The organism is Paraburkholderia sp. SEWSISQ10-3 4 (genome assembly GCF_030464785.1).
GTDB classification, from domain to species: Bacteria; Pseudomonadota; Gammaproteobacteria; order Burkholderiales; family Burkholderiaceae; genus Paraburkholderia; species Paraburkholderia aspalathi.
In genome coordinates, this window is sequence record NZ_JALPRI010000001.1 from 61,180 (window position 1) to 86,439 (window position 25,260).

Annotated in this window: 19 protein-coding genes; 8 read left to right on the forward strand and 11 right to left on the reverse strand. The window is 60.2% G+C overall.

The window, feature by feature from the left end:
• Nucleotides 1-5: 5 nt before the first annotated feature.
• From M0D68_RS00325 to M0D68_RS00335, 3 genes are all read right to left on the reverse strand, one after another.
• Complete coding sequence (locus M0D68_RS00325; protein ID WP_200619549.1) at nt 6-998, reverse strand: helix-turn-helix domain-containing protein; 993 nt, start codon at nt 996-998, stop codon at nt 6-8.
• Between the two features lie 55 nt (nt 999-1,053).
• A complete protein-coding gene (locus tag M0D68_RS00330) occupies nt 1,054-2,640 on the reverse strand; it encodes a S9 family peptidase (protein ID WP_266223486.1) in 1,587 nt (528 codons plus the stop codon).
• A 264-nt stretch (nt 2,641-2,904) separates the two neighbouring features.
• Nucleotides 2,905-3,612: a dienelactone hydrolase family protein gene (locus M0D68_RS00335; protein WP_093637782.1), complete on the reverse strand. Its 708-nt coding sequence runs from the start codon at nt 3,610-3,612 to the stop codon at nt 2,905-2,907.
• Nucleotides 3,613-3,837: 225 nt separating this feature from the next.
• On the opposite strand from M0D68_RS00335, the gene M0D68_RS00340 reads away from it, so the two are divergent.
• The 5 genes from M0D68_RS00340 to M0D68_RS00360 all read left to right on the forward strand — a co-directional run bounded on the left by M0D68_RS00340 (nt 3,838) and on the right by M0D68_RS00360 (nt 10,207).
• Nucleotides 3,838-4,803, forward strand: a complete 966-nt coding sequence (locus M0D68_RS00340; protein WP_266223487.1) for a hypothetical protein — start codon at nt 3,838-3,840, stop codon at nt 4,801-4,803.
• A 138-nt stretch (nt 4,804-4,941) separates the two neighbouring features.
• The gene (locus M0D68_RS00345; protein WP_093637376.1) at nt 4,942-5,340 is read left to right on the forward strand and encodes a hypothetical protein; all 399 of its coding nucleotides are present in this window, start codon (nt 4,942-4,944) and stop codon (nt 5,338-5,340) included.
• Between the two features lie 118 nt (nt 5,341-5,458).
• Nucleotides 5,459-7,570 (forward strand): response regulator, encoded by a 2,112-nt coding sequence (locus tag M0D68_RS00350; protein WP_308187542.1) that lies wholly within the window; start codon nt 5,459-5,461, stop codon nt 7,568-7,570.
• Entirely contained in the window at nt 7,563-9,578 is a 2,016-nt protein-coding gene (locus M0D68_RS00355) for a response regulator (protein WP_093637384.1), read from the forward strand. Before M0D68_RS00350 ends, M0D68_RS00355 begins: the two co-directional genes overlap by 8 nt.
• Complete coding sequence (locus tag M0D68_RS00360; RefSeq protein ID WP_054040705.1) at nt 9,575-10,207, forward strand: response regulator transcription factor; 633 nt, start codon at nt 9,575-9,577, stop codon at nt 10,205-10,207. Before M0D68_RS00355 ends, M0D68_RS00360 begins: the two co-directional genes overlap by 4 nt.
• Before the next feature lie 647 nt (nt 10,208-10,854).
• Here M0D68_RS00360 and M0D68_RS00365 read toward each other — a convergent pair.
• From M0D68_RS00365 to M0D68_RS00375, 3 genes are all read right to left on the reverse strand, one after another.
• A complete protein-coding gene (locus M0D68_RS00365) occupies nt 10,855-12,414 on the reverse strand; it encodes a GGDEF domain-containing protein (protein ID WP_211705900.1) in 1,560 nt (519 codons plus the stop codon).
• Nucleotides 12,415-12,551: 137 nt separating this feature from the next.
• Complete coding sequence (locus tag M0D68_RS00370) at nt 12,552-14,129, reverse strand: amidase (RefSeq protein ID WP_266223489.1); 1,578 nt, start codon at nt 14,127-14,129, stop codon at nt 12,552-12,554.
• Between the two features lie 211 nt (nt 14,130-14,340).
• Complete coding sequence (locus M0D68_RS00375; RefSeq protein ID WP_054040707.1) at nt 14,341-14,772, reverse strand: Lrp/AsnC family transcriptional regulator; 432 nt, start codon at nt 14,770-14,772, stop codon at nt 14,341-14,343.
• Between the two features lie 218 nt (nt 14,773-14,990).
• Here M0D68_RS00375 and M0D68_RS00380 point away from each other — a divergent pair, with 218 nt between their 5' ends.
• Both M0D68_RS00380 and ctlX read left to right on the forward strand, forming a co-directional pair.
• Nucleotides 14,991-16,067 (forward strand): ornithine cyclodeaminase, encoded by a 1,077-nt coding sequence (locus M0D68_RS00380; RefSeq protein ID WP_266223490.1) that lies wholly within the window; start codon nt 14,991-14,993, stop codon nt 16,065-16,067.
• Between the two features lie 56 nt (nt 16,068-16,123).
• Complete coding sequence (ctlX, locus tag M0D68_RS00385) at nt 16,124-17,062, forward strand: citrulline utilization hydrolase CtlX (protein ID WP_200652086.1); 939 nt, start codon at nt 16,124-16,126, stop codon at nt 17,060-17,062.
• A gap of 155 nt (nt 17,063-17,217) precedes the next feature.
• Here ctlX and M0D68_RS00390 read toward each other — a convergent pair whose 3' ends face one another.
• From M0D68_RS00390 to M0D68_RS00400, 3 genes are all read right to left on the reverse strand, one after another.
• On the reverse strand, nt 17,218-19,500 hold the full coding sequence (locus M0D68_RS00390) for a hypothetical protein (protein WP_266223491.1): 2,283 nt from the start codon (nt 19,498-19,500) through the stop codon (nt 17,218-17,220).
• A gap of 941 nt (nt 19,501-20,441) precedes the next feature.
• The gene (locus M0D68_RS00395; protein WP_266223492.1) at nt 20,442-22,358 is read right to left on the reverse strand and encodes an SMP-30/gluconolactonase/LRE family protein; all 1,917 of its coding nucleotides are present in this window, start codon (nt 22,356-22,358) and stop codon (nt 20,442-20,444) included.
• Between the two features lie 261 nt (nt 22,359-22,619).
• Nucleotides 22,620-23,498 carry a LysR family transcriptional regulator gene (locus M0D68_RS00400; RefSeq protein ID WP_266223493.1) on the reverse strand — a complete coding sequence of 293 codons (879 nt, stop codon included), beginning with the start codon at nt 23,496-23,498 and terminating at the stop codon, nt 22,620-22,622.
• 115 nt (nt 23,499-23,613) lie between these two features.
• Here M0D68_RS00400 and M0D68_RS00405 point away from each other — a divergent pair, with 115 nt between their 5' ends.
• A complete protein-coding gene (locus tag M0D68_RS00405) occupies nt 23,614-24,492 on the forward strand; it encodes an NmrA/HSCARG family protein (protein WP_266223494.1) in 879 nt (292 codons plus the stop codon).
• Between the two features lie 34 nt (nt 24,493-24,526).
• Here the strand turns inward: M0D68_RS00405 and M0D68_RS00410 are convergent, their stop codons facing one another.
• Nucleotides 24,527-24,673 carry a DUF3096 domain-containing protein gene (locus tag M0D68_RS00410; protein WP_093637406.1) on the reverse strand — a complete coding sequence of 49 codons (147 nt, stop codon included), beginning with the start codon at nt 24,671-24,673 and terminating at the stop codon, nt 24,527-24,529.
• Nucleotides 24,674-24,712: 39 nt separating this feature from the next.
• Nucleotides 24,713-25,138 (reverse strand): hypothetical protein, encoded by a 426-nt coding sequence (locus M0D68_RS00415; RefSeq protein ID WP_236078209.1) that lies wholly within the window; start codon nt 25,136-25,138, stop codon nt 24,713-24,715.
• Nucleotides 25,139-25,260: the final 122 nt, after the last annotated feature.

A 25,260-nucleotide genomic window follows, 5' to 3' on the forward strand; every position in this document is an offset into this window, starting at 1 on the left:
CGCGTCTACCGGGTCAACGCCCGAAAATCACTCGGCGACATCTCGTACGCACGACGAAACGCGCGATTGAAATCCGACGCGCTATTGAAGCCCACGCCATAGGCGATTTCGACGATCGCCTTCTCCGGATAGCGATGCAGTTCATCGGCCGCCTCACGAAGCCGCCGGTTGCGAATATAGGCGACCAATCCGCCTTCGGGTTCGAAGAGACGATACAACGTGGGCCGCGAAAGTTGCGACGCGGCGAGCACGCTCTCCGGCGTGAGATCCGCCTGCCCCAGATTGGCTTCGATATAGCGGCGCGCCGTCGCGAACATAGCGGTGCGAGCGGCCGCGCGCGCATTGCCGGTTAAACGCGCCTCCTTGCCGAAGGCCGCCGCAATCAACAACGCACAGGTGCGCATCGCGCGATACGCTTCCTGCCCATTCATCTTGTGCAGGTTCTGGGTAAGGTCGGCGAGATGGCCCGGAATCATACGCGCGAGCGGCGAGTCGTATTCGATCGCGCTGCCATGAATCGACTCCGCTTCCGGCAAGACGGATTCAACCAGCGCACGCGGCAGGAAAAAAGCCTGCACTCGGCACGCACTACGCACCATCTGCATCGGCTGGTTCATATCCAGCGCGAGAATGCCCGGCCTCGTTTGCAGCGCTTTGCGCTTCGGATACAGACCCGTTCCGGTCTCGATGCTGCCCTCCACGGCCACATGAAAGACGAACTGGCGGACCGAATCGGTGGAAATGCGAGCGACGGATCGCGCCTGCGAAACCGGGTCCGTGCGGCAATCCATGAATGTCAGATCGGCGGCCTTGTAGCTGTCGATCGTGCCGCTAAAGCCATCGGCCAGTTGCCAGCGCGAGATCGGCACGTCGAGAAAGTGGCCAAGCCGGTCCCGCCACGCGGGCAGTTGCTCGCGCGGCGCTTCGCGGTGCGTATCAAAGTGGCTGTAAATGCACGCCGAAGGCGCCGCGTCCCAAGGCACGGAATCGGTGGTCAAAGCTTTCCCCTGCGCAGTCTCGTTGTCTGCGCATGATAGCCGCAGATGCCAGCGCTCAAAAGTTCGTGAAGAAGGCCCGGGCGGCGACCATGCAGAACGACGCCACCAGTTCTCCGTGATAGGCCTGAAGCACAGCCGAGGCGCCGCCGTCAGTCGCGCCGCCCGCTACGGCCTGATTCGCGAGCGTCGCCTTCGCGCTCGCGAAACCCTGCTTGATGGGCGCGTACGGATCGTTAGGCCCGGAGATCGGAGAGTCCACGTCCAGCACGGACGTAAGCCCTGCCGGCACTTTGGCGTTCTGCCAGTAGGCCTGCTCGATGCGAGCGTTGAAGAAAAACACGGTGGGATCCGAGCCGCCGCCGCACAGCAGAACCGGCGCGCGCGGCAGCCAGTTGCGCAAATCATTGCGCTTGAACGCCTGGCGCAGCGGATGCATCGGATTCGCGGCCGGCGTCAAGGCCACCGTGCTGTCGGGAAACGCGCCATCGGGATTGGCTGAAGCATCTTCCAGAAGACTCAGCCGATAGGCGTTGCGCACGAGATTGGCGTTGCCGAATCCGGCAGCAAACACTGGCGTCAGCGAGGGCGGGGTGAGGGGCGGCGAAGTCGGCGGTGTCATCGAAGCATATTGCGGCGCGGGCGGAACGCTGCTGAAGAGTTGCGTCGAGGGCAGTTTCCCTTTCGAAAATAGCGTATTGAGCGGCTGCAGGCTCGGTAGAAGATTCTCGATCCCCGGGGCATAGGCCGCTTCATAGAAGTCGCCGGGCTTGCGGTAGATGTTCTCGTAGGCATGTTGATAGCCCGTCACGATCAAGGTCGTGAACAGCGTCGACCCCAGGTTCACCTCGCCTTCGATGAGCGCGTCGGCAGTGGCGGCAAGCGCATACGGACCCGATCCCGGCGCGGATGCCGTGACCTTGACACCGGCCGCCTGCAAAGCACGATGCGTCGCGAGAGCCACGAAGCCGCCTTGCGAATAGCCGGTAACGAAGAGTTTGCCGTTCTCACGAGTCTTTCTCTCCGCTTTCACTGCACTCAGTGCGGTCCGCGCCGCCCGCAGCGAATCGATCACATCGGCGGATTGCTGGTCGGCGTTCAGATAGGGGTGGTATGTGAGGTCGGAGCCGGCATAGCCCGCGTAGTTTGTCGCCACCACGATATACCCTTGAGCCGCATACATGGCAGCCACGCTGATGCCCTCCCCGGCGCCGTCGCCGTTGCCCGGATCGGTTTGCGTGATATCGGCAATGTTGTAGTTGCGGTACGCGGTCGTGCCGTGCGCGTAGAGCATCAGCGGACGCGGCCCGCTGCATGCAGCCGACCGTCCGCCCGGAATCATCAGCGCGCCACTGGAGGTGGTGGGTTCGCCCGCGCCGCCGATGGTGCGGTAGCGGAAGGTCACGATCTCCACCCCGCAAGCGGGCGCACCGGCGATCTGCGCGAGTTGCTGACCGGATGCGTTCGATGCAAGCAGTTTCGAAAACGCCGCGGCGCTGAGCCGTAGCGTGACGCGCTGTTCGAGTAGCTGACCGCGGGCCTTGCATCCCTCATCGCAACCGGAGCCGGCCTGCACATAAGCACTGCCGCCCAACGTGAAACATGTCAGCAGCACGAGGGCCGCGTTCCGAATCGCTACAGGCATGTGAGGCTCCGTCTTGTTGGCTTTTGTTTGCGCTTGTTGGTATTGCGGCGATTGGGCTGCCTTACATACAGAGTGAGGGGAGTATAGGTAAACAGATTGGCGCGCCGCCACCCTCATCCTTCACGAGTTTGCAATGGAATGCTTCATGAGGTGTCCGGCCGCGAGAGCCGGTCGGCATAAGAAACGCCGACCGGGCTCGCTGCTGGCTGACGGGATCAGGTCGCGGCTTGCGTCCACCTTTCAATGCGGGTCCGCGCTTGCCGCTTACTTCCAGAGCGTGCGGCCGAAGAAGGTCAGCGTGCGGTCCCAGGCCTGCTGCGCCCAGACCGGATCGAACTGGGTCCTGGAGATGCGGCCCGGCCCGACTGCCGTTTCGTTCGCGAACGCGTGGTACGCAAGATAGCGATGGAACTCGACGTCGACATTGGCCGCGCTGAGCTTGGACTCCAATGCGTCGACCGTTTCAGCCGGGAAGAATTCGTCTTGCGTCGCCCAGTGACCGAGCACCGGAACCTTGATTTTCGATGCGTCGATGTACTCGAGCGGAGGGAAGCCGTACCACACCACCCCGGCCGATACTTCAGGGATATTGCATAGCGCGAGCCAAGTCAGCGCGCCGCCCATGCAATAGCCGGTCACGCCGACATTTGCCGAGTGCTGCTTCAGATACTGGACGGCGCCCCGCACGTCCTGTGTCGCGGCATCGCCGAAATCGAGTGCGCTCAGCAAATGGTTCGCCTCAGCCTCTTCAACCGTCGACTTGCCGCGGAAGAGATCGGGCACCAGCGCCAGATAGCCGGCCTGCGCAAGCCGGTCCGCCACGCCGCGAATCTGGTCGTTCAAGCCCCACCATTCCTGAATCACGACGATGGCAGGCGCGCCTTCCAGCTTCTGCGGCTTGGCCAGATAACCCTGAACGTCTTTGCCGTCAGGGCGGTTAAACGTGATCATCGATCCTGCAGTCCGTTGCATCATTGCTCCTCGAAGTAGCCGAAGCCGCTAGCATAGCGCCAGAGTGGCAAGGTCTGCTGGGCCCCCGGCAACCCGATCAATACGACCTGTGCACCCCGACTTTGTGGCGACGATCCTGTTCATCACCTCATTGCGATCGATGGCCCAGTTCCTTATTGAATTTGGCCAAAGCCGCCCCTCGAACCCATACTGCGGCTTACCCGTCGTTTCCGGTTCAGGCTACTCATGTCCGTCCTCGATCACATTGATGGAATCCGCCGTGCCAGATTCCGCGGACGCTTCAAACCATCAGTGGTGCTCCCCCTCATTGCCGGCGCCTTGTTGAGCCCGGCCTTCGGCAGCGCCGGCTCGCCCGTCCCGTCGACCGCCGTCGTCACCCATGTGCGAATTCTTCGCCTGTCCGGGGACGTGGTGAGGGAGGGCCGCTGGGCCTTTCTTATCTCCGCGCTGAACCACACTGTCGCGGCCTACGGCCCGTATGTCATCGACGCGTATTTTTCACCGATGTCGGCCCAGCGCGAGATCGACGAGGTGATATCGGGCCGCCTGATCAACGTCCTGGCAAGCGAGCCCGGACACCCGGAACTCGACGCCGCGGCAATTCCGGTGCCGATTCCCATCGACCGGGGCCTGCTCGGCTATCGCGTGGCGCTGATCAATCAAGGCGAGCAGGCTAAGCTCGACAGCATCCACGACCTCCAGGGTCTTCGCACACTCAGCGTTGGCCAGGGCCAGGGTTGGGGCGATGTCCCGATCTACCGCGCGGCCGGCGTTCCACTCGTCACTGCCAGCCGTTACGATCTGCTTTTTCCGATGCTGGCTGACCACCGCTTCGACATGTTTCCGCGCGGCGTAGTCGAGATCACGCGTGAAATCAAAGCCTTTCAGCCGAGTTACCCTAATATGAGGATCGACTCCCACCTGCTCATCCGCTACCCGTACGCGCAGTTCTTCTATGTCAGCCAAAGCGAGCCGTTGCTGGCGCAGCGGATTCGCGACGGCCTCGAAGCCATGCTGAAGGACGGGAGTTTCGAGGCGCTATTCCGCGAACACTTCGCGCAAGGCATCGCCGATCTGCACCTCGAGCGCCGCGTGCTGATCGATTTGAAGAATCCACTGCTGCCGTCATGGGTGCCTCTCGATCGCAAAGAACTCTGGCTCGATCCGTTCGACGGCAAGAAACGGCATTGATGCGCGGGACGATAGGCGTTAAGGATTTCCTGACCCAAAAATCAGGAAACCACCAGCCTATAGTCCGGACTACCTGACGGCGACACTCAAGCGCTGAGTTTAAAGTGGTTCTTTACATACCATCGCCGGATCACCGTTATGAACGACTACTTTTTGCCGAGCGAGAAAACAGTCGAACGCATTGACGAGCTGTGCGTACGTCTATTCGAGCTTTGGTGTGAAGAAAGAAAACTGGTACCGCTCGCCTATCTTTTGCATTGCTGGCCGTTGACCGGTCACGATACGGTTGTGGTCAAGCGTCTGGCTGATGCCATGTCGGATCTGTGCCAGTTCCAGGCGGCGAAACTCAGTGCTCGTGAGTCGACCCTGGTGCGCGAAATCATCGGCAACGCCCGCGAAATCATCGGCGAGCCATTGCCGCGCGGCGCCACCGCCGCGAACGGTGCCGGCATTATGTGGGCGCGAGTGCGGCTCGCGAAGGCAGCGGGTCAAGTGCCGGCATTTGCCGCGGCGGACTTCCTCGACGGCCCCTTATAGACCGCAATTCGGCGACGAGTGCAGAATACCCAAACAAGAATCACAGCACTCGCGGGGAAATATGCTGGCGAATAGCGTTGGTTCAATCTTTGTCTCGCCCGGCCGATTCAGGCACAGCGTGGTTTTCCGCCTGCTGGCCACCGTGCTGCTGTTCAGTTGCGCGGTCACGTTATTGCTCACCGCACTACAGCTCTATCGCGACTATAGCCGCGGCGTCGAACTGATCGAAACACGTTTATCCGATATTGACCGAAGCAATCGCGACAGCCTCGGCGAAGGTCTGTGGCAGCTCAACCGCACAGAACTCCAGCTTCAACTGAACGGCATCCTGAGGCTCGCCGACATGTGCGCCGCCGAGGTACGAGAGACCGGCGCGAGCGCGACGCCATTGGTGGTGACGGCTGGCGAGCGCAGGACAGGCGCCGTGATATCCCGCGAATTTCCGATCTTTTATCGCATCCACGGCGCCCAGCAGAAGATCGGCACCCTCTATGTGCAAGCGACGCTTGCCAATCTCTATCAGGCGCTAGCGCAAACCGCGCTGGTCATTCTGATCAGTCAGGCTACCTATACGTTCATCGTGGCGCTGTTCACCATCTACATCTTCTCGCGCCTCGTTACGCGGCATCTCGCCACGATTGCCCGACTCGTCGGCGAATACGACTTCCGTGCGGCGCCGAAGCCGTTCGTCCTGCCGCGCCGCCAGCCGCGCTGGCCAGACGAACTCGATCGCGTGGTCGCCGCGTTCAACAGCATGGGCGCGCGGCTGCATGACGCCTATCTCGCCGAGCGTGACGCCACTGCGCAGCGGGAAGCGCGGTACCTTGCCGAAGCCGCCAATCGGGCCAAGAGCGAGTTCCTCGCGAACATGAGCCACGAACTGCGCACGCCGCTGAACGGCATCCTCGGCTATACGCAGATTTTGCTGCGCGACGGCAGCCAGAGCGAGCGCCAGCGCAACGCGGTCGAAGTGATTCACCGTAGCGGCGAGCATCTGCTGACGCTGATCGACGACACACTCGATTTCGCGCGCATCGAGGCTGGCAAAATGCGCATCGAAATGGCCGACGTATCGCTACCGGGCGTCCTCGATACGATCCGCGACATCATCAGTGTGAAGGCGGAGCAAAAACGCCTGCGATTCCTATGCGAGCTGGCCCCCGACCTGGGCTGCGCTGTGCGGGCGGACGAGCGCCGCTTACGGCAGGTGCTGCTTAATCTGCTGGCGAACGCCGTCAGATTCACGGACACAGGCTGCGTCAGCCTGCAAGTCAGCCGTGCACCCTCGGGCGCCGTGCGCTTCTGCGTGCGTGACTCGGGAATCGGCATCGCGGCCGACAAGCTCGGCGCGATTTTCGAGCCTTTCGAGCAGGCCGGCGGCCCCGAACGACGCGCCGGCGGCGCCGGGCTCGGTCTTGCGATCAGCCAGCAGTTCGTGCGCGCAATGGGTAGCGAAATCCACGCGGAAAGCACGGTCGCGCATGGGAGCGTCTTCTGGTTCGATCTCGCTCCGGCCGTCGCCGATGCGTCCGCGGCGCGCACCGCCCCGGTAACGCCGGCCGCGCCGCGCGTGACGGGCTACACCGGTCCGCGCCACAAAGTGCTGGTGATCGACGACGAGCCCGTCAATCGGGCGGTCCTGGTCGAGCTTCTGGATCAACTGGGCTTCGACACCATCGAGGCCGCCAGCGGCCATGAGGGGCTCGCAAAGGCGCGCAGCGAGGCGCCGTCGCTCATCATGACCGACATCCTGATGCCGGAAATGGACGGACTCGAAACAACACGCAGATTGCGCCGCTTGCCGGGACACAGCGATATTCCGATCATTGCCGTGTCGGCGAATCCTTCCTGGAGCGATGCGAAACGAAGCACCGACGCAGGCGCGAATGCCTTCCTGCCCAAGCCGGTCGACTTCGAACGGCTGCAGGCCCATCTGGCGGATTTGCTGGCGCTCAAGTGGACTGACTCGCCGGCGACTCACTCGCCGCATCCTGTCGCATCGCGGACGCACGCCCCCGTGTTGCCTGATGACGAACTCGACAAGCTGTATCGTCTCGCCCGTCTCGGCGACATGCGTGCCATCGCCGAATGGGCCGACAGGATGGCGGCCCTCGACGAGCGCAATCTGGTATTCACAACAGAGTTGCGTGCACTCGTGAAAGGCTATCAGTCAAAGGCCATCCTGCTGCTCGCGGAGGAATATCTCGAGAGGAAGGCCAGCCATGAATGACATAACGAGCCCGGCAGAGCCGGCCACCATTCTGGTTGTGGACGACGCGCCGATCAACATCGGTGTCGTGGCCGATAGTCTCGAGGACAAGGGCTTTCGCGTGTTCGTTGCACTCGACGGCGAGGAGGCGCTCGAACGGGCGCAATTTTCGCAGCCTGACCTGATCCTGCTCGACGTAAAAATGCCGGGCATAGACGGCTTCGAAACCTGTCGCCGGCTCAAGCGCAATGAGTTGACCCGTGAAATTCCGGTGATCTTCATGACGTCGCTCGCCGATCCTGACGACCTCGTCGAAGGATTTTCGGCGGGTGGCATCGACTACGTCACCAAGCCGTTCCAGATCGCCGAAATGTTGGCGCGCATTCGCACCCACCTCGCGCTGCGTGCCATGCACAAGGCACTTCGTTCGCAAAACGAAAGTCTCTCGAGCGAGGTGGCGGTTCGCCAGCAGGCGCAAGAAGCCCTCTCTCGCGTGCGCGACGAACTCGAAGACCGCGTCGCCGAACGAACCGGCCAGCTCGCGCGCGCGAATGCGAGTCTGCTGGTCGAAATCGACGAACGCATACGGACCGAAACGAAACTCGTGGCGAGCGAAGCGCGCTTTCGCACGATCGTCGAGACGAGCCCGGTGCCGTTGTGCATTACGTCCATGGACGACGGGCAGGTCCTCTACATGAACGGGCCGTTCCGCTGGCTGTTCGGTTTCGGCGTGGACGATTGCGGCACCACCTACATGAGCGACTTCTATGTCGACCCGACGGAGCGCGACAGAGCGGTCGAACTTCTGCGCCACGAAGGCGGATTCACCAACAACGAGATCCAGTTCAGGAATTCGGAAGGCGAGCACTTCTGGGCCGTGGCGACCGCTCGCATTGCGACGTTCGCTGACGCCCCGGCAATCTATGTCGGTCTCAACGACGTCACCGCGCGCAAACAGGCAGAAGAGAAATTGCGCGCCAGCGAAGCCAGTCTGGCGAACGCTCAGCGGCTGGCCAAGCTTGGCGACTGGGAATGGACCGCGGCCGCCGGCGTGACGCACTGGTCGTATGAGATGTACCGGATCCTCGGTTTGGAGCCGAACGGCGTGCGGCCCAGCTATCGCACGCTGCGCGCGGCGATTCACCCTGAAGATCGGGCCGCTGTACGGCGGGCCGTGCGCGCGGTGCTCGCTGACCGGCAGCCGCACTTTCTCGATTGCCGCCTCACCGGTGGAGATGGCGCGCCACGCATCGTACAGCTTCACGCCGAAGCGGCACACGAAGGGCCTGGCCATCCGCTCAAGCTGGTCGGTACGATTCAGGACATGACGGAACGTAAGCGGGTCGAACAGGAACTGCTCGAATCGCGCGAGCGTTTGCGCGAATTGTCCGCGTACATGGAGGCGGTTCGCGAAGAAGAGCGAAAGTGGATCGCCATGGAAATTCACGACGAACTCGGGCAATTGCTGACCGCACTGAAAATGGACGTGTCGTTGTTGCGGATGCGGCTCGACAGCGATTCGGAAGCAGCCAGAAAAACCGAGGACATGCGTGAGCTGGTCGAGAAGACCATCTGGATGGTCCGCAACGTGGCCAGCCACCTCAGGCCGGCTGCGCTAAACTTTGGCATCCTGTCGGCACTCGAGTGGCTCGTGGACGACTTCGTTCGACGTAATCGCATGCCGTGCCAGTTGTCGATCCATGGCAGCGAACCGGTTCTGCCGGATGCGCATGCAACGGCCGTGTTCCGTATCGCGCAGGCCTCGTTGACCAATGTTGCGCGCCACGCCGACGCTTCGCGCGTCGACGTCACGCTCGCCGCGAGCAACGGCTCATTGACACTCCATATCAGCGACAACGGATGCGGCTTCGATCTGCCCGCGGCGCGCCGGCGCTATTCCTACGGATTACTAGGCATGAGCGAACGCGCGCGGCTGATTGGCGGCACGTTGCAGATCGAAAGCACGCCCGGCGCGGGCACAACCGTCTCTATTCACATCCCGCTCAGGACCGACGAGAAAAGCACATGATAAAGATCCTCATTGCAGACGACCATGCGATCGTGCGAGGTGGGCTGAAGCAGATCATCGCGACCACCACCGACATGATCGTAGCCGACGAGGCGGCCGAAGGCGCCGAAGTACTCGAGAAACTACGCGCCCGGTGTCCCGACCTGTTGCTGCTCGACATGACCATGCCGGGCATTAGCGGCATCGACCTGATCCGGCGCATCAGGGCCGAGTACACCGCCCTGCCCGTGCTCGTGCTGAGCATTCACAACGAGGCCCAGGTCGTCTCGCGCGCGCTGCGCGCCGGCGCAACCGGCTATCTCACCAAAGACAGCGACCCGGAGATCCTGCTTGCCGCGATCCGCAAGCTGGCCGAAGGCGGCAGATTCATCGATCCGAAGCTGGTGGACTCGATGATCTTCGGCACTCACTCCGGCGACACCCCGCCGCACGACATGCTGTCCGATCGCGAATTCCAGGTGTTACAAGCTTTGGCCGCCGGAAAGAGCATCAACGATATTGCTGAAGCGTTCGCGCTCAGTGCGAAGACTATCAGCACGCATAAAATGCGCCTCATGCAAAAACTGGGGATCACTAATAATTCAGAATTGATTCGCTATGCGATCAGGCATCACATTAGTACGGAATAAATTCAATCAAGGAAATCCCTACACGGACATCCGCATTCCCCGATGTCGGATTGGGCGAAGGCCGATCGACAAATTTTTTTGACGTCCTTATGCTTGGCCAAAGCTTTTCGTTTATGATCACTCCCCAGTGAAGTCGGCACGCTAAAATAACCCTGTTCTGAGAAAACACGCCGCCCAATTGTTAAATCCTGGTATGTGGCAATAATGCCCGCACCCAGTACCGTGATCCGTAAAATTGACTGATTAACGTCTCTCAGGTTCTGGCATGCATTCCTCGGACGCCAGAGTCTTTCCGGCCGACACAATGTGTCGGCCTTTTTTTGCCGATTACTTATTGAAATAGAAATCCGGCCGATTCCCAAGTCATTAATTCAATAGAGAATTTAATTCTTTCGCAAACCTTTGCTGAATTAAACCCTTTGCGAAAAATCGCCGTTAGACAGACCAGATAGCTGATCCTGCCATGACAGACAGAACGAGGTGCCGGAATTGAGAGAAAAGATCATTAACTCTCTCGTATAAGATATCCGAAATCTATTTGTATGAACAATATCCGGATGTCGGCAAAACAGTATGCGACGCAGCCGTCGCGCTGCCGGTGCCCGGCGGTATCAAAAGGAACCAGCCGCACGTTTTACCGGCCATCGCTATACTGATCCAGTCCCTTGGAAATCCCGTTGTCCGATCGATTCGATGCGATTTCGCCCGCGTTCTTTCGCGCGATATAACGCTCGATCCGCAGCCTCAACGATCTGGTGCACGGATCCCGTACCGGCCGATCCGAAAACAGCGATCCCGATACTCACCGTCACAAAGTCGCCAAGCGACGTCTCATTCCTGATATGCATCGAGCTGACGGCAGCCAGCATTTTCGCTGCCACCAGACGTGCTCCGTCTTCGTCCGTCGCAGGCAGAATCGCAGCGAACTCTTCGCCACCATAGCGTGCAAGCAGATCGCCACTGCGCGGCAGAGCCGCTTGCAAAGCGCTTGCAACCGCAACGAGACACTTGTCTCCCGTTGGGTGGCCGTAGCGGTCGTTTAACTTCTTGAAGTGGTCGATATCGATAAGCAGCAAGCCAAGCGGAAGCTGGTTGCGAGCCGCGCGGTTCCATTCAAGTGCGAGCCTTTGGTCGAAGCAACGACGATTCGCCGCATTAGTCAACGCGTCCGTGAGTGCAATCTTCTCGAGGCGGTCTCTTGCATCGCGCAACTCATGCTGAGTCCGCAACAACCGGCTTTGCAAAGCTGCCGTCCGTATGGTGTGCACGACTAATGCGGTGACTATGCCAACCGTCCCGACATAAAAGTGTTCGCGCATCAGCGGAATGCTCAACGCGAGCAATGCCAACGTATAAAAAATTGGACTACCGTTCTCGATGACAACGGCGAGGGGCGGCTTCTCTTCATCGAGATCGGCTTCACTCTCTTGCGGTGAGCGCATCATGCACGCCACGCCCAATAGCAGAAAAGGAACGTCGACTATCACGTCGATCACAGCATGACCGTCTGAAGAGGCGGCCCAACTGTTGTACACGCCGGCCACGATTGCATAGATCCACAAGTAGCCGCATAGGAGTTTGTAAAATCCGCGGTCCTTTTCTCGTGGCAAAAGACGGAGACGCAGCGTCGCCGCCATAGCAAGAACAACGTTCTCGACGTTGTAGGTCAGCAATAGGACCGAAGCCGAGATTGGCTTGAGCGCAGTGTCGGAAAACGGCACTACGGTAAATATGGTGATGTAGGCAAGATAGGCGGTCAATACTGCCTGGATGCCATCCATCCACACGAAGAGCGGAATTCGCTGCCTGCTTGAAACGGACGAGACGGCGAGAAGTATCGGCACGCCATAGAGAAAAAAGCAAAAGTCGGAGAACCACGCAATGCCCACCGGCATCTGTTGAAACAGATCTTCCCAGGCGCTGAGACCAATGCCGCAGGTCCACAAAAACAGGCCGGCAGCGAGCAGAATCCATGGCGTGCGTGATTGCCGCTCCACGGCGCGGGCGCGCCAGCAAGTGGCCGCAAACGCGAACGACGGAGCAAGTATGAGGAACGGATAAGTGACCAGCGTCGCCCGGGATCGAAACAGCATCAGGCAAACTGCATGCACGCCCAGGAAAGACAAGGCGAACCATGCGAGATGTATCGATTTTGGCGAGCGGTGCAAGATTTCACCCCGAACTTGAGGAAGCCAGGTGAAAGCCATCGTGAAGCCGATGGCGGTTCAGCTTCTCTTGTGTAAGCCGACAATGTCGATAATCTTAGCTGATGGCATGTCAGGCGAACACCCGAAAGTGATCAGGGTTCGCCCCCCTTCACTAGTCGCGGCAAATGGGCGGCAATTCAGGCACTGACCAACGGAGGTACGTTGGACCGCATCAGAAATTGCGGGTCTCTGCGCCACTGGGTCGCCTGCTCGAACGCATAACCCAATGCCAATAACCGCGCTTCAGTCCAGGCGGGCCCGACAAACGACAAACCGACCGGCAAACCGCGCACTTGCCCGGCCGGCACCGTCAGATGCGGATACCCGGCCACGGCTGCCGGCGTCGAGAAGCCGCCATTACTGCTGTCGCCGTTGATGAAGTCGGTCAACCATGCGGTCCCGCCCGTCGGCGCGACGATCGCATCCAGACCATGCTGAACGAGTACGCGGTCCAATCCTTCGTCGCGAGATTGCGTACGGCATGTTGCCAACGCACGCTTATACGCATCGCTATCGAGATCACCCAGCGCCTGGGCTTGAGTGAAAAGTTCCTGGCCGAAGTAAGGCTGCTCGAGATTGCGATGCGCGTTGTTGAAAGCCATCACATCGGCAAGATTACGAACCTGTGCATGCGGCGCGAACGTATCGAGCCACAGCGGTAGGTCGTGTTTGAATTCATGCAGCAATACGGAGAGCTCTTCCTTGTCGTAACTGACTCGCGGCAAATCGACGGGATCAATCACGTCCGCGCCGAGCTGCCGCAGTTGCGCGATAGCCAGTTCTATCTGCCGGTCGACTTCGTCGTGGCCCGTGAAGAACTCTCGTGCGACACCAATCCGGGCGCCTTTCAACGCATCTTTGTTCAACGCTCGCAGGTAGTCGTCCGATGCAGGCGCCGCCGACGTTTGCGGATCGTGCGAGTCCACGCCGGCAATCGCCGAAAGCAGCAACGCCGCGTCGTGGACCGATCGGGTAATGGGACCGGGCGTGTCCTGTGTGTGTGAAATCGGAATGATGCCGTCACGGCTTACCCGTCCGACAGTCGGCTTGAGTCCGACCAACCCGCAGATCGATGCAGGAGACACAATCGACCCGTCTGTCTCAGTACCGATCGCCATGGCCACCAACCCCGCGGCGACCGCCGCCGCGGAGCCGGAGCTCGATCCGCTCGTATTCCGGTCCAACGCATAGGGGTTGCGCGTCAGGCCGCCGCGCGCGCTCCAGCCGCTAGTCGCGCGCGTGGAGCGGATGTTCGCCCATTCGCTCAAATTCGTCTTGCCGATGATGACCGCGCCGGCTTCACGCAGGCGGCGCACGAGGTCGGCATCGCGGGTTGCGCGAATGCCGTCGAGGGCAAGCGAACCTGCCGTTGTTGCCATTCTGTCGCCGGTCGCGATGTTGTCCTTGATAACGACGGGCACGCCATGCAATAGGCCGCGGCGCTTGCCCTCGCGGCGCTCGGCATCCAGCGCGGCCGCGATCTGCATGGCGTCGGGATTCAGTTCGATCATGCTGCGTAACCGCGGGCCACGCCGGTCGATCGCTTCGATGCGGCCTAGAGCGTGACGCACGGCCTGTGTGGCGCTTGCCTCGCCGGCCGGTTTGAACGGCGGGTGTCCGGCAGGCACCGATGTCGGCGAAGCGGCGCTGGCGCCTTTTGACAATAACCCGGCTGCTAGTAAACCAACTGATTCAAAGAATCTGCGTCGTCGCATGGAGTAATTTGAATTGACGTTTGCTGTAGCGATCCGCGAGGCATGACACGTTGGCGAGGCGGTCCGAAGGTGGCGAGATTATCCCGCCAAAATTCTTTGAGATGTTCGCGTTCCGATCTTTCAAACTCACGCCGGGGCTCGTTGCAGGGTAACGCGAATTGCGCCTGGACCTCGCATGAAGTCGACAAAGCGCGCGCACTCTCCCAGCCGCTTACATCTTGTGCGTCGATAGGAAGATGCTCGTCTCTGTACTCGCGATTCCGTCGATCAAGCGAATCGCACCGAGCACCCGATCGAAGTTCTCCAGCGAGTCCGCCCTCAACTCCGCGACAAGGTCCCACCTGCCATTGGTGCTGTGAATCGTTGCGACATTGGGATGGCCACGCAGCACCTTGAGCACGTCAGCCGCGCGGTTGCCTTCTACAGCAATCGACATCAGCGCCCGAATCCGATGCGCCTCGGCGGCCGGTTTCAGCCGCACCGTATAGCCGACGATCACGCCACTTTCTTCGAGGCGGGTGAGCCGGTTCTGCACCGTTGCACGCGCCACGCGCAGTTGCTTCGCCAGTGTCACCACCGACATGCGTGCGTTGTCACGCAACAGCGAAATGAGCTGCCTGTCGATGTCATCGAGATTGATCATGGCGGTTACCTGAGTGGCGGGCGATGGTGCTCCGCCGTTCGCACGTTACCTGGCGAGGCCTTCATGCGGAACTATACAAAATGCCATTTCAACTGCGCATTTTGCCATCTTATCTGTGAAATTTGTGAGGTTTGCTGTCTTTTTGTTGGCGCGGGCCAAAGGAATAATTCCGTCATTGCTCCCACACGGGAGCCCACGTGAATCACGGAGACATGACCATGACCCGCTTTCTCGACGTACCCGCCACGTACCGACTCGTCGCCGATATCGGCGTACCGCGATTCCTGAGCGAACTCGCCGACACCATCCGGGCGGACTATCTTCGATGGCGCGAATTCGACAAGTCGCCACGCATTGCATGCCACTCCCAGGTAGGCGTCATCGAATTGATGCCAGTCGCCGATTCGAACCTGTTCGCCTTCAAATACGTAAACGGCCATCCGATCAACGCCGAACGCGGCATTCACACCGTGATGGCGTTCGGTGCGCTCGCATCCGTCGATACCGGCTACCCGTTGTTCCTCTCCGAACTCACGCTGACCACTGCCCTGCGCACCGCGGCAACGTCCGCACTCGTCGCACGCAGCCTGGGCCGTCCCGACTCGCGACGCATGGCCTTGATCGGCAACGGCGCGCAAAGCGAATTTCAGGCGATCGCGTTTCACACACTGCTCGGCATCAATGAGATTCGCGTGTTCGATGTCGATGCGCGCGCAACCGATAAACTGGCGCGCAATCTTGCCGGGTGGCCAGCCCTGCGTATCGTCCGCGCGGCATCGACAGCCGACGCGGTACGCAGCGCCGATATCGTCACGACCGTCACCGCCGACAAAGCCTATGCAACGATCGTCACGCCGGACATGATCGAGCCCGGCATGCATCTGAACGCAGTCGGCGGCGACTGCCCCGGCAAGACCGAGTTGCATGCGGACGTGCTGCGTATGAGCCGCGTGATTGTCGAATATGAGCCGCAGACGCGCATCGAAGGTGACATCCAGCAACTCCCGGTCGATTCGCCCGTCACCGAACTGTGGCGCGTGCTTGCCGGAGAGGTTGCGGGCCGGGAAAGCGCGGAGCAGGTCACCGTGTTCGACTCCGTCGGCTTCGCACTCGAGGACTACTCGGCGCTGCGCTACCTCCACGCACTGGCACAGCGCCACGACGCGGGCATCGACGTCGCACTGATCCCGACAGTCAGTGATCCCAAAGACCTGTTTGGCGGCCTGATAGAGACAGCAATCACACCGGCCGCCTTCACCCCGGCACCCGCCGACGCATTCGCCTTCGCGCGCTGATCGAGTCCGCCATCCGGTCATTTCGTCCCATCTTTCCGCAACCGCTAACGAACCCCATGAGCCCTATGTCGATGCAGGCGCCCACCGCCGTTGTCATGATTCGCCCTCACCGCTTTCATCCGAATCCGGAAACGGCTGCCGACAACGCCTTCCAGCGTGCCGGCCACACCCTTAATCTCACAGAAGCGACGGCGCTCGCCGCCGCAGCACGTGACGAAGTCAGTGCTGCGGCCGTCAGCCTGGAAGCGGCCGGCGTACGCGTTCATGTGTTCGACGATTGCGGGAAGAACGAGACACCCGATTCGGTTTTTCCGAACAACTGGTTCTCGACGCACGCGGGCGGCCACGTGGCGCTCTTTCCGATGCACTCGGTCAACCGCCGACGCGAGCGCAGGCTCGACGTGGTCGAGATGCTCAAGACCGCGTACCGCGTGCAGGACGTGATCGACTATTCCGGGCTGGAGCAAGACGAAGTCTTTCTGGAAGGCACGGGCGCCATGGTGCTCGACCACGTCGCACGCGTTGCGTATACGGCGCGTTCGCATCGCGCCGACCCAGTGGCGCTCGAGCGCTTCTGTACGCATTTCAACTTCGAACCAATGTGCTTCGATACCGCCGACGCGGACGGCCGTGCGGTCTACCACACCAACGTCATGATGAGCGTTGCAACCGAATTTGCATTGATCGGGCTGGACCTTATTCTCGACGAACGACGCCGCGGCGAGGTACACACACGGCTGCTCGAGAGCGGCCGGACTGTTATCGCGCTCACGCACGCGCAGATCGGCAATTTTGCCGGGAATGCACTGGAATTGTCGGGGAAGGATGGCCGCGTTCTAGCGTTGTCTGAACGGGCGATGTCGTGCCTGACGGCACAACAGAAAACGCTCATTGAGCGTTCCGCGCAGTTGCTGCCGTTGCGCGTGCCGACCATCGAGCTGGCTGGCGGCTCGGTGCGTTGCATGCTCGCCGGGATCCACCTGGCCCGACGTTAAGACAATCGTTGCCGCAAAGCCGGAGATAACCTTGCGCTTGCTGATCGTTGCGTTCACAACGGGTTAAGCGTCCGGCTTCTGGCCGGGCAACGGCAAGAACGGGTTGATCGACGCGCCGCCGCTCTCATCAGCGGCGCGTCGGTACGACTCGGGCCTTATTGGCCCGTATACCCGACCGGAACAGTCGCATTGGCCTTGGCGACCGTTGCGTTGTTCGAGACGATGTACTGCGGCACTTCGGTGAGGGTCAGCGTGACTTTACCGTTGGTGTAAGCAAGCGTGCTGGTATTGCCGTAACCATCGATCTTCGTCACATTGCCCGACGTACCGGCACCGTCGACCTGAAGCGAATAGCTCGTCGAGTAGGTCTGGCTATAGAGACCACTGCTCGCGGGCCACTGCGCGTTGCTGTGCGCCCATGCGGCAGTCACCACCTTGCCGTTGCCAAGCTGCTGGAACGCATATGCAAACGTTCCAGACGGCGTACCCGTAACCCGGCCCAATGTGTTCGTGCCGTCCAGCACACGTGTCATCGTCGCGAAGGCCATCGCTTCGGGTTTCGGTGAGAGGTTCGTCGCACCGTAAGCCCCTTGCGCGTCATTCAGATCGAAGAACGAGCCGTATCCCACTTCGCCCGGATAGTCAGGACCATAGAAAAGCGTCGTCAACTGTGCGCCACCGCCAAGCACAATGATGTGTGACCGCACGCCAACCGCAGCGTGGGCGAACAACTGGTTCTGCGACGGCACCGTGGGGCCGTAGTTGAGACCCGGATCGTAGCTCGTGCCTGCTTCGGTGAAGAAGAGTTTCATGTTCGGCTTACCCGCCTGCATCACCGAACGCAATTGCGTCATCTGGTTGTCGAGCGCGTTCGCCTGGTTCGCCGGATCCGGATCGGAGTCCTGCAATTCCGGCGGATGGGCCGGATAGGTGCCCGCATTCCAGTAGCCATGCGTCGAAACTGCGTCGATGTAATTCCACAGGCCAAGCGCACCGAACTTCTGCAGATAGCCGGTGGTGCAGGTGTCGCAATTCGAAGGGAACGGATTGCCGGTGCCCATCACAATGGCATTCGGATCGGTCGAGTGAATGCCCTGATACGCGGCCTTGTACATCGCGACGAAGTTCGCGTCGCTATCCGCCCAGCCGAGGCTCGGTTCCCAAGTCACCTGGTAATAGTTGCTTTGCTGGTTCGGATAGTTGGCAGCGCGAATCAGGCTCGTATCGGTACCGACTTTGGCCATGAAGCTCTGGAACTCAGGCATGTTCGACGGCGCATAGTAGCTGTCGTTGAATTGCCCCGTCTTCGAATCCCATGCAGGCAGTCCATCGAGACGCACAATGCGCATCTGATCAGGGTTAGCCTTGTAGAACGGATCGAGGTCGTTCACGTTCGGCGTGTAGGTGTTAGGGCCATTGGGTTCCATGGCCGACACCTCACGGTCGTCAATGGTCCACGAGATGCCCAGATCATGCAGCGCGGCGATGTTGCCGTTGAAGCCCTGCATGCCGAAGCGGTGCTGATCCTGATGGGCATACGTTACGGTACCCAGTACCGACGTCAGGTTCGGCAACACGCCGAACGTTGCAATGCCCACCGGACGCGTACCGGTGTTGGGCAACGTGCCGCCGTTCGAGCGCAACGTCGCCGTCAGCGCGCCATAGCCTGACCACGTCGACGTACATGGAATCGAGTTGGTCTGCACACCGCTGCTAACCGCAAAGCTGCCCTGCGCCTTGATCGCGCCGGTCGAGTCCGCCACGGACCAGACGACCGTATCCGCGCTCGGCGCGTTCGTCGTAATCGCGAGCTTGAACGCCGCGTTGTTCTGGAAAATGCGCATGCCGTCGGTGGTGGGCGTGTCGGCGCTGATCACGCCATTCGCGGTTCCGCCGGCTGTGTGTGTGGGCGTGCCGCACGAGAGGGTCGAGCTGGACGGTGACGGAGTGGGAGCTGGCGTCGGAGTCGGAGTCGGAGCAGGAGTTGGCGTCGGGGTCGGAGCTGGTGTCGGAGTTGGAGCCGGCGCCGGAGCAGGTGTCGGAGTCGGAGTCGGAGTCGGAGTCGGAGTTGGCGTTGGTGCCGGCGTTGGCGTGGGCGTCGGAGCCGGAGTTGGGCTCGCGGCAACCGCCTTCACCCAACATGATTTGCCGTAACCGTATGCGGGATCTGTCTGCGAAACCGCGCCGACATAGCATCCGACGCCGTTGCTAAAGGTGGCAGGGGTCGTCAGCATGACCGACGGCGAGGTGGGCGGCACTGCACCGAACACCACCGAGCCAGTTCCGAGGAATTTGCAGGTGCCGTTCTCTTGTGCGCACAACTTGTATTGCTGTCCTGCGACGGTGATGGTGCTCGTAGCAGCCTGCGCGTTCTCCGCACCAAACCATGCAAACACTGTTGCTGCCGCAACTCCCAAAAGTTTGAAGTTTCTCGTCATTGTCCGTATGTATCCCTAAAAATCAGGTTGTCCCCCGAGGATTGAGCAAGATCGATCTAAGCCGTCCCGCTTTGGCGTTCTTTGAGTACTGAGAGAGTTGAAGCGGCGAACGCGACGATCGCGTTCATTGCTGATGAAACTGGCGCTTCCGATGTGCCGGTAGCCGCTCGCAGATACCGTTACGCATTCGAACGCACACTGAGCGCCGCCTGGCGGCAGTACGCCCAGCATCTTGATGCTGTCACCCTTCAACAGATAACAATTACGTCATCCTTACTATCAACCAAGAATGTTTGCGTGATGAGGTTCTATCAGTGATTGACGGCGCACCCGGCATCCTCGATGTCAGTCGAGTCAAATCCAGGGCGTGACAAGGCCCGTCCGGAACCTAAATCTAATTAGGTTTCGAGCCCAATTCCCGAAAAGGAAAAGCTATGAAAACCGCTGACAGGTAGCGTTAAAGTCGCTCGACTCATTCGCAACCTATTCGTATGAGAGACGCTGGCCCAGCGCCTTTAAACCGCCTACCCACGCAAGCTTTACTTGATTGATGCCGTTCCCGGCACGTGCCCGGCATTACTTACAGCCAGTGTTTTGGCAGACGAATTATAAACGTTTCATCTGTGTAACGTGGGCACGACCTGGGACGATAAGTAGTAGTTCAAAGAATCTTTCTGGAAACGCTCCCGATGGTTTTCCAAAGCAGTGGAAATGGAAAATCTCTGCCTCACCGGGGGCGGAAAACGCAGGTCTTTGACTTTCCCTCGAAGAAAAATAAATAGACCGGAGCAAAGAATAACGCGGACCGTTTTTATATTATTAATATCAATACGCCAGCGTATCAAATGCGTAGACGGCGAGAACTGAACGATGCGAATTCAACGAGGCGTAGAACGCGCACCGCATGTTTTCTCGTCTGATCATAGCCTCGAGTAAACCGATCAAGGCGTCCAGCGATAAACAATAATGCTGGAGCCGTTGTAGTTGTCTTTCGTGATCACGTACTCGCCGGCCGCTCTCAGGTATGCCCTCAGGCCATACATCGAATCCACGTCGTTGCCCACATCCACCGCGCCCGCACTCGAGTTGATCAAGGTCGTATCGAGGTTACCCGTGGTGAGATTGAAGGCGTCGATGTTGGGCACCGTATGCACATAGCCGACGAACAGATAATTGCCCACGGCCGTGATTGACTTCGGATTGGCGCTAGTGAGGTTGATCACCGGATTGGGCTTCGTGGTGTTGCCCGCGCTCCAGCCGTGATACACCTCGATCCTCGATTGAATCGCCGTCCAGTCCCAGCTCCCGGCGATGCCTTGTGCGAGAATCATGGTATCGCTCTCCGGCAGATAGATGATGCGTGTCAACGGCCTGATGCTCTGCGGAATGGAGATGGCGATGCCCGGTCCCCATGTCGGTTTACCGCTGCCGTCGAAGCTGATCAGCGGGTAGTGATAGATGTGATTCGTTCTGTCCAGACCAGCCCATACGTCTCCCCTGCTATCGATGCAGAATCCGCCCGTGATCTGTAGCGTCGTATTGAACGCAGTGCCTGGAATCGACGCATCCGGAATCGCGATATAGCCGCTCGCCGGATTGAAATGGTAGAAATAAAAGATGCCAGGGTTCTGACCGGACGCGACGAGAATCCGATTTCCCCCCACGCTAACGAGCTGACCGAAATGCTCGTCGCGCTGCGTATCGTTCACGTTGAGACGTGGATCGGACGGATAGCTGAACGGGTCGACAGTATTCGCGACGAAGGTGCCGCCCGCGGTGCCGGTGTAAATGTTGGTGCCACCATAGAAGTAGGCGCCGTCCGTAACCGGGTCTGGTGCGGCGACCGCCTCGAAGTTGAGCGACTGAAGTTTCCATTGCAGATTGCCGGCACTGTCATACGCGTGAATGTCGGTGCTGCCGTTGCGACCGAGGTCCCAGCCGCCTCCCCACGGATTGTTGAGCACATACAGGGTGCCGGTTGCATCTTTGCCGATGCCGACAACACGGGTGAAGCGCTTGTCGCCAACCTGGCCTTTGATGCCTGTGGTGCTGTCGAGATAGCCGCCCTGAATGCCGAACGTGCCGACCAGAGTCGGCGTGCCCGAGATGTTGTAGAGCTTGATATTCATGTCGGGACCTTGGTCGCCGACCATGAGCTGTCCTGATGATGCGTCGAAGTACAGCGCGGACGGTCGTGACGTCGCGGGCATCTGGATCGTGTTCAGCGGAGCGCCGGCCGGACTGAATTCAACGATCGTGGCCGCGCTTTGCTGCGCTACCCAGAGATTTCCCGCGCCATCCAACGCGAGTGCGCCGGGACCGGAGATGTTGATGTCCTGCTGCCACACGCCGTCGGTGGTGTAGACACGGACGCGATTGCCCGGGAAATCGCTCGCATAAAGGAGCGTGCCGGTCGTGGCGAGCCCGGTGATGACATCGGCGTGCTTGACCGCGTTCCAGACGCTCACGGGGATGAGGACATCGCGTTTCTGGGTCGCTCTGTTATATCGCCCTACCGCCCCGCTGCCGTACACGGTGCTGTACTGCAAGGCGGCGAAAATCGATGTGGCATTACCCGTTATCGCCCCACCCTGAAACTCGCTGTTAATTCCAATAGAACCGATGCTCTTGCCGTTCTGATAGATCGCGACGCCACCCTCGTTTTCATCCCATAGGGAAGCCGTATAGATCACGCCTTCAGGCGCGACCCACATCGAACGCGCTCCGTTGCCCACATGCGTGGCAAGCGTTCCGAATGTATTCGCCAGCCAGTCGGTGGTGTATTGCGCCTGACAGGCCGGCGCAATCACGGTGATCAGTGCGCCAACCAGTGCAGCACGTATTCGTTTTTTAAACATGGGCGATGCTCTCCTGACGATTATCCCTCGATAACATAAATCACCGTAAATCACCCTAAATCATTGAATAAAACGTAATAAATTCAGCAAGCATATTTATTGCCGGTCATTCGCAAATTCGCGAGTATCGCTCAAGTTGATGTCATTAAGGATCGCATACGCATAAGACCAGCAAGCATGACTAAAGGCGGAAGAAAGATGTGCGTGGCGCCGGCGTGTTTGGTGAGCTTCTGCGCGCTTGCCCTGTTCAAACAGCAGCCATCAGAACCTGACTGAGTCGGGTTTCAGCATGTCTATAAACGCGCGCACCTTCGCGCTCAGCAAACGGCGCGAACTATAGAGCGCCCAGATTTCCACCGGCGGCCCTGCCTCTGCGCCCCAACAAACCAGCCGCCCCGTCGCCACATCCTGTTCGACCAGCAGGCGAGGCAGGAGCGCCGCACCCACACCTTGCAGCACGGCCTCGCGCACCATCAGCAGCGATGACATCCGCAACATCGGCATCGGCTTGATGACCCTCACGCCGTCTTCCGTGCGCATGTTCCAGAGCAAGTCGGCATGGGCCGCTATCGACACGACCGCCGGCACCTGCAACTCGTCGGCTTCGCCTGCGGGCATCGACGGTATCGACAAAGTCGGCGCAGCGACCACGAGGCGCTCGTCACCGAGAATGCGCCGCCCGACGAGCTGCTCGTCATGCGGTGGATTGATACGGATCACCAGGTCGTAACCGTCCTCTACCGGATCCGCGACGCGGTCTTCCGCGATGATTTCGAGCTCGACCTGCGGATAGGCCAGCGCAAAGCGCGCAGCGATCCGGCATAACAGGACATGCGCGAACACGACCGGCGCGCTGATGCGCAAGCGCCCGCGCGGCACCGGCGCACGCGACGCGACCGCTTCCCCCGCCTCCTGAATCTCCGTCATGAGCCCCCGCGTGCGCTCGTGGAGTGCGAGACCTTCCTCGGTCAAACGCAGCCTGCGTGCGCCCCGCTCGATCAGCCGCACGCCGAGGTCTTCTTCCAGCTCGGCCACGCGCCGCGACAGCGTGGCCTTGGGACGGTCGAGCGCGCGACTGGCCGGCCCGAAGCCGCCATGCAGTGCAACGGCGTTGAAATCCGCCAGTGACGTCAAATCCATGATCGTTCCATTTACGAGACGAGATGTCTCGATTCTGGCACTTTCGGTCACTCAATGGAACGACTATTGTTCGTCTCACGGACTCACGCAGTCCATTCAACCCCAGGAGAAAATCATGGCAATCCTCGTAACTGGCAGCACAGGCGTAGTCGGCAAGCAGGTTCTCGACCATCTGAACGGCAGCGGCGTCGAAGTGCGGGCACTGACCCGCTCACCGGAAAAAGCGCAATTCCCCGCTGGCGTCACCGCGGTCAAGGGCGACCTGTCCGACATCGACGCAGTGCGGCGCGCACTGAGCGGCGTCAGCACGGTGTTCCTGCTGGCCCCCAACGCCGCGGACGAACTGACACAGGCACTGCAGACGCTGAGCATCGCGCGGGAGGCCGGTGTGAAAGGCATTGTTTATCTGTCGGTTTTCAAGGGCGCGGAGTATGTCGACGTGCCGCACTTCACCGGCAAGCACACGGTCGAGCGCATGATCGAACATTGCGACCTGCCGGCGACGGTGCTGCGCCCCGCCTATTTCATCCAGAACGACGTCAGGCAGAAAGACCCACTTCTGACGCACGGTGTCTACGGCATGCCGATTGGCAGCAAAGGGATTTCCATGGTCGACGTCCGCGATATCGGCGAAGCCGCGGCACGCGAACTCCTGCGCCGCGAGCGCGCAGCCAATGCGCTACCGCGTGAAACATACGAACTCGTCGGTCCTGACGCGCTGACTTCGGAGAGCATCGCTGCGATCTGGGCCGAAGCGCTGGGACGTCCGGTTCGCTACGGCGGCGACGATCTCGACATCCTCGAACAGCGTCTCAAGGCGGTCGCGCCGGGTTGGCTCGCCTACGATATGCGCCTGATGATGCAGCGGTATCAACAGGACGGCGCGGTCGCTTCGAAAGCGGAAGTCGATCGCCTGGCTACGCTGCTCGGGCGGCAGCCGCGATCCTACCGGGACTTCGCGGTTGCCACGGCCGCTGCGTGGGCGAAGGGCTGATCGAACAGGCTGGGGAAAAAAGAAGGATGCGCGTTCAACGAATGTGGCTTCCGAACAGCCCCAGCAGTCCGATCACGATCAGATAGATCGCGACGATGTAGTTCAAGAGGCGCGGCACGACAAGAATCAGAATGCCTGCGATCAATGAAACCAGCGGACCGGCATTGGTGAGCATATGCATGATTGTCTCCTCGCTTCTCGTGCGCACGCAGCACAGCCGTCAATGCCCATTGCAGAAGACGGCTGTGAGAAAAAGTGGAACGACGTCGCGAATGGCCGCATCGCTGCCGGCCCGCCGTACGCTTGCCTCAACCGCTGCGGCAGAGCCGGTCACCACCACGCCGTATGTCGGTGGCGTAACCGGTTGGCCGGTGCCTTGTTTGAAGATGGGATCGTTTTGCTCGTACCCGAAGACGGCATAGACATGAAAGCCGAATGCCGTCAGGTTACTGCCACGCGTGGGACGAAATGCATTGACCGAGTTCGCTTCAATGCGCATTGGCTTGGCATCGATCGACTGCTCGTCCAGAAGCGGCGCAATGAAATCATGCGGGCTCGACTGGCAGTCCAGTTTTGCATCGAGCGCATAGGCGTTGCACACGGCTGCAGAGAATCCCACGCCCAGCGACGGAATGGCGATCAGCATGCGGAGGACGGACAGTTTCATCGTAGTAGCGCGATCGTTCTGCTGGATTGCCCGCAAAGCCCGAGGACATGATGCAGCAGATCGTTGAGATTCCAGAATCGTACGGCTGACCCGGCAAGTCT